Genomic DNA, 14,042 nt, shown 5'->3' on the forward strand with positions numbered 1-14,042 from the left:
GCGGACCGACCTCAGGGCGACGCGGCCCGCACGAACACCACGGCGGTGGTGTCCTCGTAGGCGAGTTTCCACTGCGGAGAGTGACGCAGCGCCTCCGTCAGCGGGGTCGCTTCCGTTGCGGTGCGCTGCGGGGCGATCACCAGGCGGGCCTGGCGCAGCACCGGGTCGAGCTCCCAGTCCCGGGCCATCCAGGTGAGCATGCAGCGGTCGAGGCGCGCCTCGCCGTAGAGGTTCGTGCGCCCGTCGACACTCACCGGGTACTCCGGCAGCGTCCAGATCAGGTAGCCGCCCCAGTCGAACGTGTTGAACATCGGGCCGGGCAGCGCGTGCCGCCGAACGTGTTCCGCGGCCCCCACGGGGTACGCCTTCTCGTGCTCCGAGGCGAACGTTCGCCCCTGCGAACCGCCCGCCTCCCAGAACCCGCGCATCAGCAGCACCGCCAGCACGAACACGGGCACGATTTCCCGGGCGGTGATCTTCACGTCGCTCTTGGTCGGGAACTCGAAGTTCCGCACGACGAGCGTGCCGGCGATCAGCGCGCCGAACCACACGTCGCGCTGCATCCGCAAGCTGAAGACCAGCCCCGCCGCGAGCAGCAGCACGTCCCCGAGCGGGTAGCCGCGGCGGGCGATGCCGAGCGCGGCCGCGGGCGCGAGGACGAGCAGCGGCCAGTTCCACCAGTTCGCGAAGTCAGGCGGCATCAGTTCCGTCACGAGCCGCAGCACGCCGGTCTGCGTCCCGTACTCCCAGATCACGACGAAGAGCCGGACGTGGAACGGCGTGGCGAGCGTCGCCAGCGTGCACGCGAGTCCGAGGAGGAACAGCTCCAACAGCGGCGCGTCCTTCGTGCGGTCGCCGGTGCGGGCGCGGTCGACGAGCAGCGCGGCCCACGCGAGCCCCAGCAAGGCGAAGCCCAGCACGAACTGAATGTGGACGTTCGCCCACAGCACGTACCCGAGCGGCAGGAAGCGGAACCGCCACGCGGGCGTTCCGTCGCGAACGGAGAGCACCGCGTGGAGCGTGAGTGCGGTGAAGAAGATGGTGACGTGCCACGGGCGCTCGGCCACGAGGGGCAGCAGCACAACGGTCACGAGTGCGAGCGCTCCGAGTGCGAGCCAGTTGTTCGACGCGTGCCGGAAGAGCACCCACGCGATGCCGCAGAAGCTCAGCGCACCGAGGAGGCACCGACCGACCACGATCCCGCCGAACCCCGCGGCCTGGAACGCGCCGTACAGCCCGAGTTCGTAGAGCCAACTGTACGCGAACCAGGGCACTTGCTCGCGCTGCCCGAGTTGCGAGAACGGGTCGTGCGTCGGCAACTCGCGTTCCGTGACGATGAACTGCCCGACGCGGAGGTGCCACCACGTATCGACGTCGAGGCACGGGTTCAGCGCGCCGCCGGCCGGGAGCAGCGCGACGAGAAACAGGCCGAAGAGTAGTCGCTGCCGCGGGGAAGTCGCTTGTGACATGCCACAAAGATATCACGATTTCCCCACCCCGCCACCGACGACCCGCCCGCCGCGAACGTGTGACACCGCGGTGTCACTCCGCGACCCGGCGAGCAACACCGCCGGCCCGCGGGGCGGGCGCGGCCCGCGCCACGATCGCTTGCAGAACCGGCAGGGTCTGGGATAATCGGCGGACCGAGCGAATTGCAGGTTCGGCCAGGAGATGACGCGTGGACGAACACCGGCGTCGCGACGCCCTGCGGTCGTGCGAATACCACCGCCGTGGTATCCTCACCGCAGAAGAGGCGTGCGCGAATATCCTGTTCTTCTGCGTTGAGCCGGCGCTTGCGTCAGAGTACGTGGGATTGCTGCCAGACAACCTGCGGGCGGCCCTTGTGGCGTTCCTGCCGACGCTGCCGACCACGGATGAGGGGTGGTCCGACTACCAGGGGGTGGGACAACTCGACGGCGACGACTCGTCATGGGCGTGGATGATCGCCGAGTGCCGGGCCAACACGGAGGCCGCCCGGGCCTTCCTACTGGGAGAGATTAGCTTGCCGGCCGGGTCGTACTTCGCGGCTCGGGTTCGGGTAGCGTACCGGCAGCGGCTGGATGAGTTTTTTCGGTAGCCCAGCGCCAGCGGAGGCAGGCCGAATCAGCCGCCGCAGCAGACCCGGTTCGCTGATTCGCTTCTGGGATTGGGTAGCCGCGCCTGGCGCGAGCCGGGTTGCTGAGTTGAGCCGTACGCCGTTAGCCCTCCTCGCCCCGCGGGCTTGTGACGAGTGCGGCCAGTTCCGCCGGGGTCGCGATCACGAAGTCGGGGCGGCTCTCGCGCAGGAGCGCCTCGGCGTGGAAGCCCCACGTCGCGGCGGCGACCGCCACGCCGGCCGACTGCGCCGCTTCCACGTCCCGCACCTCGTCGCCGACGTACAACACGTCGCCCGCGTTCAGCCGCTCGGCCTTCAGGATGCGCCGCAGCGCCTTCCCCTTCCCGAACAGCTTCGGGTAGCCGACCACGAACGCGAACAGCTCCTCGACGCCGTTGGCCCGCAGGCACCGGCGGATGTTGTCCTCGCGGTTCGACGACAGCACCCCGAGCCGCGCGCCGCCGGCCCGCAGCGCCGCCAGCGCCTCGGGTAGACCCGCGAACAGCTTCAGCGTGTCGGCCTCGCCCGCGGCCGTTGCGTGGTAGCGGCGCACGAGTCGCGGGAGCCGCCACAGCGAGACGCCGTGGTGCCGCAGGAACTGCCGCGTGGGCATGGACCGCGCCGCGGCGAGGTCGTCGATGGGCCGGTGGCCGAGTTCGGGCGCGAGGCGGTTGAAGATGCCGACGGCGACCGGGAGCGAGTCGGCGAGGGTGCCGTCGAAGTCGAAGATCACGAGCTTGAAGGGCATTTCGGGCCTCCGGCACCCCGCGCTCACGGGGTCGCGAGCAGGTCGTCCCGACTGGTTCGAGTTTCGAGTTCAACGTTTCATGTTCCAAGACAGGCGGGCCGCCAACTTTGAACATTGAACTCGAAACTCGAAACTATTGGTCACACCTTCTTCGCGGGCATCAGGACGCGCTCGATGAACGTGGTGTCCACGTTCCCCTCGATGAACTCGGGCGTGTCGAAGATGGTCTTGTGGATCGGGATCGTGGTCTTGATCCCCTCGACCTTGAACTCGCGGAGCGCCCGCCGCATCACCGCGAACGCCTCGGCCCGGGTCGGCTGGTACACCAGCAGCTTCGCGACCATGCTGTCGTAGTTCGGCGGGACGCGGTACCCGGTGACGACGTGCGTGTCGAGCCGGACCCCGGGGCCGCCCGGCGGCCGCCACGTCGTCACCGTGCCGGCGCTCGGGCGGAAGTCGTGGTCCGGGTCCTCGGCGTTGATCCGCACCTCGATCGCGTGCCCGCGCTGGACGATGTCGGCCTGCGTCATCCGCAACTTCTCGCCGGCCGCGACGCGGATCTGCTCGCGGATCAGGTCCACGCCGGTCACCAGTTCGGTCACCGGGTGCTCGACCTGGATCCGGGCGTTCACCTCGATGAAGTAGAAGTTGTCCTGCTGGTCCACGAGGAACTCGCACGTGCCGGCCGAGTAGTACCCGGCCTCCTTCGCGAGCCGCACGGCCGCCTCGCACATCTGCGCCCGGACCTTCGCGGGGAGCCGCGGGGACGGGGACTCCTCGACCAGCTTCTGGTGCCGCCGCTGGAGCGAGCAGTCCCGCTCGAACAGGTGCAGCACGGTCCCGTGCTTGTCCCCGAGCAGTTGCACCTCGACGTGCCGCGGGCGGTCGAGGTACTTCTCCATGAACACGCTGCCGTCCTTGAACGCGGCCTCGGCCTCGGCCTTGGCCGACGCGATCGCGGGCAGCAGCCCGGCCTCGTCGCGGACGACCCGCATCCCGCGGCCCCCGCCGCCCGCCGCGGCCTTGATGAGCACCGGGTACCCGGCCGTGCGGGCGAAGTGGATCGCCTCCTCGTCCGATTTGAGCAGCCCCTCGCTGCCCGGGACGGTCGGCACCTTGGCGGCCTTCGCGACGACCTTGGCCTTGTCCTTGTTCCCGAGCCTGTCCATCGCCTCGACGGGCGGGCCGATGAACTCGATCCCGGACTCGCGGCACTGCTCGGCGAACTTGCTGTTCTCGGACAGGAACCCGTAGCCCGGGTGGATCGCCTGCGCCCCGGCCTTCTCGGCGGCCGCGATGAGCCGCGGGATCTTCAGGTAGCTCTCGGACGAGACCGGCGGCCCGATGCAGATGGCCTGGTCCGCGAGTTCGAGGTACGGCGCGCCGCGGTCGGCCTCGGAGTACACGACCGCGACCTCGACGCCGAGGTCGCGGCACGCCCGGATCACCCGCAGGGCGATCTCGCCCCGGTTCGCGACGAGAATCTTGTTGAACATGGGGAACCCTGAGTCGTCAGGTCTTCAAGTCTTCGAGTCGTCAAGTCAGGGAGACAAGCACCGCCGGACGCCCGGTCCGGGGTCTGGACTTGAAGACCTGACGACTTGACGACGTGAAGACTCAGCCCGGTTCGACGCGGAACAGCACCTGGTTGAACTCGACGAAGTCGCCGTTCTTGACGCACACCTCGGCGACCTTCCCGGACACCTCGGCCTTGATGTCGTTGTACAGCTTCATCGCCTCGATCAGGCACACGACGGTGTCGGGCCGCACGGCCGAGCCGAGTGCGACGTAGTCGGGCTTGTCCGGCTTCGGCCTCGAGTAGTACGTGCCGACCATCGGGGACTTGATTTCGAGCAGGTTCCGCGCGGGGGCCGCGGGCTGTGGGGCCGCGGCGGGCGGCTGTGGGGCCGCCGGGGCCGGGCCGGCCGGCTGCGGGGCCGGGTACGCGGCGGGCGGCCCGGCGACGTAGCGGCCCGGGATGGCCGACCCCTTGCGGAGCCGGATGCGGTGCTCGCCCTCCGTGAGGTCGACCTCGGCGAGGTCGTGCTCGGTCATCAACTTTAACAGGTACTCGACCGTCGTCACGTCGAACGGCCGGGGCGTGTCCCGTTTGTCGTCGGCCACCGCGCTCCTCCGAGGGCAGGATTGGCCCGGCGCGTGGGCCGGGGTGCGGGAGTAGTCTACGGTTCCCGCTGGGCGTGTCCAACCGCGAACCACGGGGGCCGCGGCCGCGCCCCGGTCACTGCTCCTCGGCGTCGTCGGGCTGCTTCTTGCGGACGAGGCGGGCCAGGCCGTACCCGAGACCGACGGCGAACAGCACCCCGGTCGCCCCGAGGGCCAGCATCGACCAGTCGCGGCGGTCCAGGTCGGACAGCGGCCGCTCGGGCGGGTACACCACCTCGGGCGGCGCGAACATGACCGGGGCGACGGGCTCGACGACCAGTTCGACCTCGATCTCCTCCGGGGCCGGGCGGGGCGGGGCCGCCTTGGGCACCTTCCCGGTCCCGGTCCGCGGCGGCAACGGCTTCGCCACGGCCCCCGACCCGGGCCGCTGCGGGGCGGCCGGGGACGCGCCCGGCTTCGCCGCCGGCGCGGGTCCGGTCCCGGGCTTGGCGGGCTTCGCCGGCGCGGCCGGCACGGCCCCGCTCCCGGCCCGCGGGCTCGCGCCGGTCCCGGTCCTGATCGGGGGCATCTTCTCGCTCGGCTCGAACTGCGACTCGCTCTCGAGCCACTCCTTGTACGCCGGGACGACCGACGCCGCGGCGGGCGCGGCCCCGGCGGCGACGAACGGCTTGAGCGCGTCGGCCGCCTCCGCCGGGGTCTGGTACCGGTCGTCGGGCCGCTTCGCGAGCATCCGGTCGAGGACCGCCTGGAGCCCGGTGGGCGCGTCGGCCACCAGCGCCGCGAGCGGGGTCGGCCGCTCGGTCGCGTGCTTCAGCATCTGCGTCATGATGTTCGTCTCGGGGAACGGCGGCCGCCCCGCGACGCAGTGGTACAGCACGCACCCGACGCTGTACACGTCGGCCCGCACGTCGGCGCTGCGGGCGTCCCGGGCCTGCTCCGGGGCGAGGTAGTCCGGGGTGCCGAGCACCGACCCCTCGACGGTCAGTTGGGTCTCGATCTGCCCCTCGGGCACGTTCTCGTCGAACAGCTCGCGGCCCAGGCCGATGTCGAGGATCTTGACCGTCGCGTCCCAGGTCGTGTCCGCGTCCCGGTCGCGGGCCGCGGGGGCCGGCGCGCCGGACGGGACGAGCATCAGGTTCGCCGGCTTCAGGTCGCGGTGGACCATCCGCTTCTCGTGCAGGTGCTGGAGCCCGCCCAGCGCCTGGTGGATGAGCCGCACGGCCTCGCCGACCGGGAGCCGCTTCCGCCGGGTCAGCACCTCGTCGAGGGTCTCGCCCTCCAGGAACTCCATGCTGATGAAGTGGACCCCGTTGCTCTCGCCGAACTGGTACGACCGGACCACGTTCGGGTGGTCGAGTTGGGTGAGGAGCCGGGCCTCCCGCTGGAACCGGCCGAGGACGTGCTGGTCCTTGGCCTTCGACGACGGGAGGATCTTCAGCGCGACGAGCTGGCCGAGCGTGTGGACCGCCTTGTACACCCCGCCCATCTGGCCCTTGCCGATCCGGTCCATGATCTTGTACGCGCCGATGAAGAACCCGTCGGCCCGGCCCCGCTGGACCATGTGCGCCTGCCAGTCGGTCAGGAACTTGCGGGAGATCAGGTACTTGCGGAACTGGTCCACCTGGTCGTCGCCGCGGTTGTCGTCGCGCCACCGCCGGTGGATGCCCTCGACCTCGTCGGCCGGGAGCAGCCGGCTCTTGGCGAGGAGGCCGCAGAAGTCGGAGACGGACGTGATGGGAGTGGCCATTGTTGGGAAGCGCCGGGAGTCTGGGATCGGGAGTCAGTGGTCGGGAGTCGGGAACCGGTACCGATCGCGTTTTCACCCCTCTCCCCTCGCGGGAGAGGGGGCCGCGCTTCGCGGCCGGATGAGGGGGAAGGCCACACAACTGGTATCGCGTGCCCCCTCACCCGCCGCTCGAAGACTCGCGGCACCCTCTCCCGCGAGGGGAGAGGGCAAGAAAGGGAGCCAATGCTTTGTTGCCCTCACCCGCCGAGCGCGGGTTTTCGCTCCCCCCTCGATCGGGCTCGGACCCGCGACCCCTCACTTCGTGCCCGCCGCGGGGCGGATCAGGTCGAGCGCCGCCGGGTCGTCGCGGTACAGGTCGGCCAGCGCCCGGAGGCACGCGGTTCGTTGGTCCGGGGGGAGCCGCGTCGCGTCGTCGAGCGCGGCCCGGAGCCCGGCGCGGTCGGGCGGGGGCCGGGTGCCGCGGGCCTCGGGCTTGTCGAGCGCCGCGAGGCCGGCCCGCGCGAGGTCCACCCACCGGGCCTCGGCGGCCACCGGCCCGAACCCCTCCGCCACCGCCCGCCACGTCCGCCGGGCCGCGTCCGGGTCGCCGGCCTGGGCCAGCCGCAGCCCGCGGAGGTACGCCCGCTCGGCGTCCGACTGCGGGTCGGTCCGCGAGCCCTCGGCGACCGCCCGCTTCAGGTCGCGGCGGTCCCGCACCCGGGCCCGCGCCGCGGCCACCTCCTCGACGTACCGGTCCGGGTACTTCTGGCTCAGCGGGTCGAGGTACCGCGCGACCGCGAGCTCCCAGTCGTCGGGGTCGTCGGACTCCAGCAGCGGCCGGGCCTGCGAGTACAGCTCGGCCGCGGTCGGGCTCGGCCACGCGAACGCCGCGACCAGCGCGGCGGCGACCAGCGCCAGCGCCGGGAACACCACGAGCGGCCGCGACAGCAGGGGCCGGGTCCGCGGCTCGGGCTCGTCCCCGGTGCGCTCGCCCCCGAGCGCCGGGAGGGCGGCGACCTCGGCCGTGTCGGGGGTCACCTTCGCGGGCCACTCGACCGTCTCGCCCTTGCGCTCCAGCTTACCACGGATCCTCTCGAGTTCCTCCAGAACGGCGGCCGCGGTCGCCGGGCGGCGGGCCGGGTTCTTATCGAGTAAGACGCACACGAACTCGTCGAGTTCCGCGGGCAGGTCCGGCACCAGCATCCCGGGCCGCTCGGGGAGCGTGTAGCACTGCTTGTGCATCAGCTCGACCTGGGTGGCCGCGGCGAACGGGGGCCGGCCGGTCGCGAGAGTATACAGCACCCCGCCCAGCGCGTAGAAGTCGCTGCGGCGGGTCAGCGGCTTGCCGCTGGCGGCCTCGGGCGGGGCGTACGCGGCCGACCCGATCGCGGTCTGCGGCCCGGCGGCCGCGGGCACCACCTTCGCCAGCCCGAACCCGAGCACCTTCAGGGTGCCGTCGGCCGCGAGCACGAAGTGCGCCGGCTTCAGGTCGCGGTGCAGCACGTTGCGGTTGTGGGCGTGCTTGAGCGCCCGGGCCGCTTGCACCGCGACCGAGAGCACCTCGCGCCACGGCCGCCGGCCGGCCTCCAGCGCCCGGGCGCAGTCGGTCCCCTCGACCAGCTCGCACGCGACGAACGCCAGCCCCCCGTGGGTGCCGCTGTCGTAGAACTTCGCGACGTTCACGTGGTCGAGCCGCTGGAGCGGGAGCATCTCGGCGGCGAACGACTGGAGGAACGCGGGGTCGCGGGTGCCGGGCGCGGTGAGCACCTTCACGGCGGCCCTGCGGTCGGTGTCGTCGTAGCCGCGGGCGCGGTACACCACCCCGGCCGCGCCGCGGCCGATCTCGGCTTCCAGGTACCAGTTGCCGACGCGTGCCCCGGTCATGCGGCTTATGTTAAGGCCCGGCGGCGGCGGGGACACGGGCGGTCGGAGGGTTTCTGCCGCCGCGGCGCGCCCGCACAACCCGCACAGTCGGGAGCCCCGCCCGGACCGCCCGCCGCGGCCGATCCGGCTCATGCGGTGCCCGCGGCCCAACGCGACACGAAACGCGGCCCGGCCGCGCGACATTCGCGTTCCGGGCGATGCCGGCCGCCCCGCCCCTCCGATCCGATAAGGGCCGCTCGGTAGCGGCTTATCCCAACCTCGGAAGGGTCACAAGATGCAACGGATGTGTCGTCAACTGTTCGCGGCGGTTATCGGTGTCGCGGCGCTCGCCGGCGCCGCCTCGGCCCAGTACCCGGCCCCCCAGGCGGCCCCCGCGCCCGCCAAGGCGGCCGCCGGCGTGGTCCCGGCGTCGGGCGTGATCCACATGCGCGGCAGCGGCGGGTGCGCGAGCTGCGGCACCCCGGCCACGAACCAGTACGCCCCGTACGGCCAGTACGGCACGATCAACAACAACGGGGCCGGCAGCGCCCGGGCCAGCGCCGCGTTCATCTTCGGGAACAGCAGCTCGTTCTTCGACCCGTGCGGCAACGGGGTGTGCGGCACCGGCCACGGCCGGGGCCGCGCCGGGTGCGGCGACTGCGGGTGCCCGACGTGGCCCCTCGCCCAGCCGTTCGGCACCAAGTACCACGGCTGCCACTACGACACGTTCCTGAACCACTGATCCTGAGTAAGCACGAAATTCGAAGTACGAAATCCGAAAGGAAGAGCCCGCGTCGGGTGTCTTCCTTTCGGATTTCGTACTTCGTGCTTCGAATTTATCCTCGCGTGATTCCTGCTTCGCGCATCAGCCGGTCCGTCGCGGTGTACGCCTCGGTCACCCACTCCGCGATCTTCTCCGGCTCCGGCGAGTACTCCAGCTCGATGCTCATCGCGCCGATGTCGAGCGCGGCGATCTCCCGCAGGTACGGCCCGAAGTCCACCACCCCGCGGCCCGGCGGCAGGTCGCCGTGGACCTTCCCGTCGCAGTCGCTGATGTGAACGTGCGCCGCCTTCCCCTTCAACAGCCGCAGTTCCTCGGGCCGCGAGCCGGCCAGGAGCAGGTGGCTCACGTCGATGTTCGCCTTCACCGCCGGGTGCGCGACGTCGTCGAGGAACCGCACCATGCTCGGCACGTCGTTGAGCAGCGAGAGCTTGAACGGCTCCAGCTCCAGCGCGATCTCCAGGCCGAGGCCGCCGGCGTGGTCGCCGAGCGCCTCGAGGTGCCCCACGCCGGTCGCCCACTGCTCCGCGGGCGGGATCACCTGCCGGTCCCAGATGTACTCGCCGAGGACGAGCAGCAGGTTCCGCGCGCCGAGTTCGTAGCAGAAGTCGAGGTACGCCTTGCACCGGTCGAGGTGGAACCGCTGCACGCTCGGGTTGAAGTCGATGAGCCCGACCGCGACGCACGCCACGCTCACGACCGGCAGCCCGGCCGCCTCGCACTCGGTGCGGATCAGCTTCCGCTCCCTGGCGTCGGTGTCGAGCGGGTCGGCGAAGATGTCGATGGAGTCGAACCCGATCGCCTTCGTCTGCCGGATGCCCCACGCGGTCCCGCGGCCCGCCTGGACCCACGCCGAGTTGATGAGGCCGAGTTTCATGTTTGGTTCGCAGTGAGGAGTAGAGAGTGGGCAGAGGACAGTAGCCGTACGGTGTTGAGTCGCTTGCCTCACGCGGGCCGCCACGGAGGGCGGCCCCTACCGGACCGTTCGTGTTTGGTTTGTAGGGGCCGCCCTCCGTGGCGGCCCGCCAACCACCGACGAATCCGACCCGACCTCAGCCGCCGGGCCGGGCGCGGAGCGCCTCGACGAGCAGCCGGGCCGAGAGTCGGGCGTCGGCGAGCGGGTCGTGCTCGGGGAGTTCGGTCGGGCGGCGGGTCTTGTCCCAGGTGTTCAGCCCGAGCGCGTACCGGAGCGACGCGAGTTCGTGGAGCGGGAACGGGCCCCCGAAGTCGCGGGGGCTCTCGGCCATCGCCTTCCCGCTCCGGACGGCCGGGCGGGCGTCGTCCACGCACGCCGCGAGGAACCGGGCCTCGACCGGCCACCCGCAGTCGGCGACCAGGACCGCCCCCTGCGCCTTCCACTTCGTCCACGCGGCCCAGAACTCGTGCCGGATCTCGGACGGGGTCGAGCGGGTCGGCGGCAGCGGCGGGCAGTTGGCCCCGACCCACGCGCGGCCCGAGTCGTACCCCCGGGCCTCGCCCACCGGGCACGCCTCCCGGCGGGCCTCCAGCTCCCGGCCGGCACCGTCCACGACGACCCACGCGACGGCGTACCCCTCGCCGTGCAGGCCGACGCTCTCGACATCGAACACGAGCCACAGTCGCGACATCAAGTTGTTCCTCCGACCCAGGGTTCGCACCCAGCCCCAGGGTTGGCACCAAGGAGCCCCAGGGTTCGCACCCACGGACCCAGGGTTGGCACCCACGGACCCAGGGTTTACACCCTGGGCTACGCACTGTCGCCCCCTCCGGGGGCTCGGGCCGGTTGGTGGGTTTTGAGTCCCGGAGGGACGACAGTGCGTAGCCCAGGGTGTAAACCCTGGGTCCGTGGGTGCCAACCCTGGGCCTTCTGGGTCTTCTTAACCCCGCGTCGCCCCGGCGTCGCCTTGATTCGCGGCCGCGGCCGGGCTAAGATGAAGTTCAGTCAAATAGCGGATTGAGAGTCCGCCCGCCGAGTGCTGCTCCATGTCGGACGGCCCCACGAACACGACCCACACCGTCCTCCGCGAGCACCTGTCGCGGTTCCGCCGCGGCGACGCGGCGGCGCTCAACGAGCTGATCGCGCTGGCCGGCGAGCGGCTCCGGGCGCTCGCGCGGCGGATGCTCCGCGACTACCCGCGGGTCCGCCGGTGGTCGCAGACCGACGACGTGCTCCAGAGCGCGCTGATCCGCCTGTGCCGGGCGCTGGAGCAGGTGCGGCCGGCGACGCCCCGCGACTTCTACGCCCTGGCGACCACGCAGGTGCGGCGCGAGCTGATCGACCTCGCCCGGCACTACGCCGGCCCCGAGAACGCGGCGGCGCACCACGAGAGCACCGACGGCCGCCCCGCCGACGCCGCGGCCCGCGACCCGCACGAGCCGGCGGCGCTGGCCGACTGGGGCGAGTTCCACGAGCAGGTCGCGGCGCTCCCCGACGAGCCGCGCGAGGTGTTCGGCCTCGTGTTCTACCAGGGGCTCACGCAGGACGAAGCGGCCGACGTGCTCGGGGTCGGGCTCCGCACCGTCCAGCGCCGGTGGCAGGCCGCGCTCCTGGGCCTGCACCGGCTCCGCAACGGGGAACCGCTCTCGTAGGTTTCGAGTTCAAAGTTTAAAGTTCAAAGTTGGAGGCGGCCGGGCGAATGCTGAGCGCGAGCGAGGGGGCTCTTGCTGGCAACGTTGAACTCGAAACTCCGAACGAGCAGGGGTGCGCGGTGTCCACCGCCGACGTGATCGACGATCTGCTCCTCCGCTGGCAGGACCGCCGGCGGCGCGGCCTGTCCGCGTCGGTCGGCGAACTGTGCGAGCACCACCCCGAACTGGTCGGCGAACTCACCCAGCGGGTCAAGGCGTTCGAGTCGATGGAGGCGCTGCTGAGCCTCGGGCTGAACGCGAGCGGCACCGACGCGCCGGCGCTCGTCCCGGCGCACCTCGCCGAGAAGCTCCTCCCGCTCGGCTACGAGCTGCTCGACGTGATCGACCAGGGCGGCATGGGCATCGTGTACCGGGCCGTGCAGGTGAAGCTCCGGCGGGTCGTCGCGCTGAAGATGATCGCGGGGTTCCGGGCCGGGCCGAAGAACCTCGCCCGGTTCCGCGCCGAGGCCGAGGCGATCGCGCACCTCCAGCACCCGCACATCGTGCAGATCCACGAGGTCGGCGAGGTCGACGGGCACTCGTTCTTCTCGATGGAGTACCTCGCCGGCGGCACGCTCGCGACCGTGCTCGAACGGGGGCCGCTCGCGCCGCCGGCCGCCGCCGCCGTGGTCGAGGTGCTCGCCCGTGCGGTCCACTACGCCCACGCCCGCGGCGTCGTCCACCGCGACCTGAAGCCGGGAAACGTCCTGCTCTCGGGTGATGGGGGATGTGAGATGGGGGATGGGAAAGACCTCGTCGGTCACCCGCCCGTGTCTTCTTCCCAATCCCCCATCTCCCATCCCCCATCACCCACGCCGAAGGTCGCCGACTTCGGGCTGGCGAAGCGGCTCGGGGCCGACTCGAACCACACGGCGACCGGCGAGGTCGTCGGCACGCCGGCGTACATGGCCCCCGAGCAGGCCGCCGGCGAGGGCGGCACCAGCGGCCCGGCGGTCGACGTGTACGCGCTCGGCGCGATCCTGTACGAGGCGCTCACCGGCCGCCCACCGTTCCAGGCCGGCACCGTTCTCGGCACGCTGCGGAAGGTGATGAGCGACGAGCCGGAGCCGCCGCGGTCCGTGCGCCCCGCGGTGCCGCGCGACCTCGAAGCGGTGTGCCTCAAGTGCCTGGAGAAGCACCCGCGGCACCGCTACCCCACGGCCGAGGCGCTGGCCGACGACCTGCGGCGGTTCCTCGCGGGCCGGCCGGTCGCGGCGCGGTCGCACTCGCGGGCGGTGCGGGCGCTCCGGTGGTGCCGCCGCCGGCCGGTCCTCGTCGCGCTCGTCGCGGGGCTGGGCCTCGCGCCGGTCGCGGTTTGGGGCGGGGACTACGTCGCCACCGAGCGGCGGCGGGCGCGGGCGGTCGCGGTCGCCCCGCAGGCCCGCGAGATCCTCCAGCGGCACTGCTACGAGTGCCACGGCGCGAACCCCGACAAGGTGGACCGGCACTTCCTCGCGCTCGACCGCGCCTCGCTCCTCGACCCGAACCGCAAGAACGTCGTCCCCGGGCACCCGGAGCAGTCGCGGCTCATCCAGCGCATCGCCGACGGCACCATGCCGCCCCGCGAGGAGGAGCTGCGGCTGCCGCGGGTGTCGTCGCTCGAACTGGGCATCTTGCAGGAGTGGATCGCGGGCGGCGCGCCGCCGTTCCCGCCCGAAGACCCCGAGAACCCGACCCCGCCGGTCGTTCCGCGGTCCGAACTCGCCGCCGAGGTGAAGGCGATCATGGTGCGGCACTGCTACGAGTGCCACCAGCACGGCGACGCGCGGGCCGGCATCCTCGTGCTCGACCACAACCTGCTGACCGAGACGCGGAAGGTGGTGGTCCCCGGGAACCCGGACGAGTCCGAGTTCTACTACCTGCTGGTCGCCGCCCCCCGCGACCCGCTCCTGATGCCCCCGCGGAGCCGCCCGCGGATGACGCCCGAGGAGATCGACACCGTGCGCCGGTGGATCGCGGCCGGCGCGCCGCCGTTCCCCGCGACCGAGAAGTGAGCGAGGGTTTGGGCGAGCGGGCGCGTCATACCGGCTCTGTTGGGTTCGACTTGGTCCGCGCCCGAGCGCCGCGCGTGGCTCCACGCTGACCCTCGCTCGGCGCT

General features: G+C 71.9%; 12 protein-coding genes. 4 read left to right on the plus strand and 8 right to left on the minus strand.

Features of this window, described 5'->3' with window-relative positions; all coding sequences use genetic code 11:
- Positions 1-11: 11 nt before the first annotated feature.
- Positions 12-1,469 carry a hypothetical protein gene (locus ACTIGN_RS30845; RefSeq protein ID WP_439631187.1) on the minus strand — a complete coding sequence of 486 codons (1,458 nt, stop codon included), beginning with the start codon at positions 1,467-1,469 and terminating at the stop codon, positions 12-14.
- A gap of 209 nt (positions 1,470-1,678) precedes the next feature.
- Here ACTIGN_RS30845 and ACTIGN_RS30850 point away from each other — a divergent pair, with 209 nt between their 5' ends.
- The gene (locus ACTIGN_RS30850; RefSeq protein ID WP_439631189.1) at positions 1,679-2,077 is read left to right on the plus strand and encodes a hypothetical protein; all 399 of its coding nucleotides are present in this window, start codon (positions 1,679-1,681) and stop codon (positions 2,075-2,077) included.
- Positions 2,078-2,198: 121 nt separating this feature from the next.
- Here ACTIGN_RS30850 and ACTIGN_RS30855 read toward each other — a convergent pair whose 3' ends face one another.
- From ACTIGN_RS30855 to ACTIGN_RS30875, 5 genes are all read right to left on the minus strand, one after another.
- Positions 2,199-2,843: an HAD-IA family hydrolase gene (locus ACTIGN_RS30855; RefSeq protein ID WP_439631191.1), complete on the minus strand. Its 645-nt coding sequence runs from the start codon at positions 2,841-2,843 to the stop codon at positions 2,199-2,201.
- 140 nt (positions 2,844-2,983) lie between these two features.
- On the minus strand, positions 2,984-4,339 hold the full coding sequence (accC, locus tag ACTIGN_RS30860; protein ID WP_439631193.1) for an acetyl-CoA carboxylase biotin carboxylase subunit: 1,356 nt from the start codon (positions 4,337-4,339) through the stop codon (positions 2,984-2,986).
- Between the two features lie 121 nt (positions 4,340-4,460).
- Positions 4,461-4,967, minus strand: coding sequence for an acetyl-CoA carboxylase biotin carboxyl carrier protein (gene accB / locus ACTIGN_RS30865; RefSeq protein WP_439631195.1), 507 nt, complete (start codon positions 4,965-4,967; stop codon positions 4,461-4,463).
- Between the two features lie 115 nt (positions 4,968-5,082).
- Positions 5,083-6,714 (minus strand): protein kinase domain-containing protein, encoded by a 1,632-nt coding sequence (locus ACTIGN_RS30870; RefSeq protein ID WP_439631197.1) that lies wholly within the window; start codon positions 6,712-6,714, stop codon positions 5,083-5,085.
- A gap of 294 nt (positions 6,715-7,008) precedes the next feature.
- Positions 7,009-8,577 (minus strand): serine/threonine protein kinase, encoded by a 1,569-nt coding sequence (locus ACTIGN_RS30875; protein WP_439631199.1) that lies wholly within the window; start codon positions 8,575-8,577, stop codon positions 7,009-7,011.
- A 283-nt stretch (positions 8,578-8,860) separates the two neighbouring features.
- On the opposite strand from ACTIGN_RS30875, the gene ACTIGN_RS30880 reads away from it, so the two are divergent.
- The gene (locus ACTIGN_RS30880; RefSeq protein ID WP_439631201.1) at positions 8,861-9,298 is read left to right on the plus strand and encodes a hypothetical protein; all 438 of its coding nucleotides are present in this window, start codon (positions 8,861-8,863) and stop codon (positions 9,296-9,298) included.
- A 94-nt stretch (positions 9,299-9,392) separates the two neighbouring features.
- On the opposite strand, the gene ACTIGN_RS30885 is transcribed toward ACTIGN_RS30880, so the two are convergent.
- Together ACTIGN_RS30885 and ACTIGN_RS30890 are read right to left on the minus strand one after the other, a co-directional pair.
- Entirely contained in the window at positions 9,393-10,214 is an 822-nt protein-coding gene (locus tag ACTIGN_RS30885; protein WP_439631202.1) for a sugar phosphate isomerase/epimerase family protein, read from the minus strand.
- 175 nt (positions 10,215-10,389) lie between these two features.
- Positions 10,390-10,944, minus strand: coding sequence for a hypothetical protein (locus ACTIGN_RS30890; protein WP_439631204.1), 555 nt, complete (start codon positions 10,942-10,944; stop codon positions 10,390-10,392).
- Positions 10,945-11,299: 355 nt separating this feature from the next.
- Here ACTIGN_RS30890 and ACTIGN_RS30895 point away from each other — a divergent pair, with 355 nt between their 5' ends.
- Both ACTIGN_RS30895 and ACTIGN_RS30900 read left to right on the plus strand, forming a co-directional pair.
- Positions 11,300-11,905 carry an RNA polymerase sigma factor gene (locus ACTIGN_RS30895; protein ID WP_439631206.1) on the plus strand — a complete coding sequence of 202 codons (606 nt, stop codon included), beginning with the start codon at positions 11,300-11,302 and terminating at the stop codon, positions 11,903-11,905.
- A 47-nt stretch (positions 11,906-11,952) separates the two neighbouring features.
- Complete coding sequence (locus tag ACTIGN_RS30900) at positions 11,953-13,938, plus strand: protein kinase domain-containing protein (protein ID WP_439631208.1); 1,986 nt, start codon at positions 11,953-11,955, stop codon at positions 13,936-13,938.
- Positions 13,939-14,042 lie beyond the last annotated feature (104 nt).

It is taken from the genome of Gemmata sp. (genome assembly GCF_051859125.1).
Classification (GTDB): domain Bacteria; phylum Planctomycetota; class Planctomycetia; order Gemmatales; family Gemmataceae; genus Gemmata.

Bases quoted from the DNA above. Each gene is read 5' to 3' on its own strand.
- ACTIGN_RS30875 (WP_439631199.1), bottom strand. From the start codon at position 8,577: ATGACCGGGGCACGCGTCGGCAACTGGTACCTGGAAGCCGAGATCGGC.
- ACTIGN_RS30895 (WP_439631206.1), top strand. From the start codon at position 11,300: ATGTCGGACGGCCCCACGAACACGACCCACACCGTCCTCCGCGAGCAC.
- ACTIGN_RS30885 (WP_439631202.1), bottom strand. From the start codon at position 10,214: ATGAAACTCGGCCTCATCAACTCGGCGTGGGTCCAGGCGGGCCGCGGG.
- accC (WP_439631193.1), bottom strand. From the start codon at position 4,339: ATGTTCAACAAGATTCTCGTCGCGAACCGGGGCGAGATCGCCCTGCGG.
- ACTIGN_RS30870 (WP_439631197.1), bottom strand. From the start codon at position 6,714: ATGGCCACTCCCATCACGTCCGTCTCCGACTTCTGCGGCCTCCTCGCC.
- ACTIGN_RS30845 (WP_439631187.1), bottom strand. From the start codon at position 1,469: ATGTCACAAGCGACTTCCCCGCGGCAGCGACTACTCTTCGGCCTGTTT.
- ACTIGN_RS30855 (WP_439631191.1), bottom strand. From the start codon at position 2,843: ATGCCCTTCAAGCTCGTGATCTTCGACTTCGACGGCACCCTCGCCGAC.
- ACTIGN_RS30900 (WP_439631208.1), top strand. From the start codon at position 11,953: ATGCTGAGCGCGAGCGAGGGGGCTCTTGCTGGCAACGTTGAACTCGAA.
- ACTIGN_RS30880 (WP_439631201.1), top strand. From the start codon at position 8,861: ATGTGTCGTCAACTGTTCGCGGCGGTTATCGGTGTCGCGGCGCTCGCC.
- ACTIGN_RS30890 (WP_439631204.1), bottom strand. From the start codon at position 10,944: ATGTCGCGACTGTGGCTCGTGTTCGATGTCGAGAGCGTCGGCCTGCAC.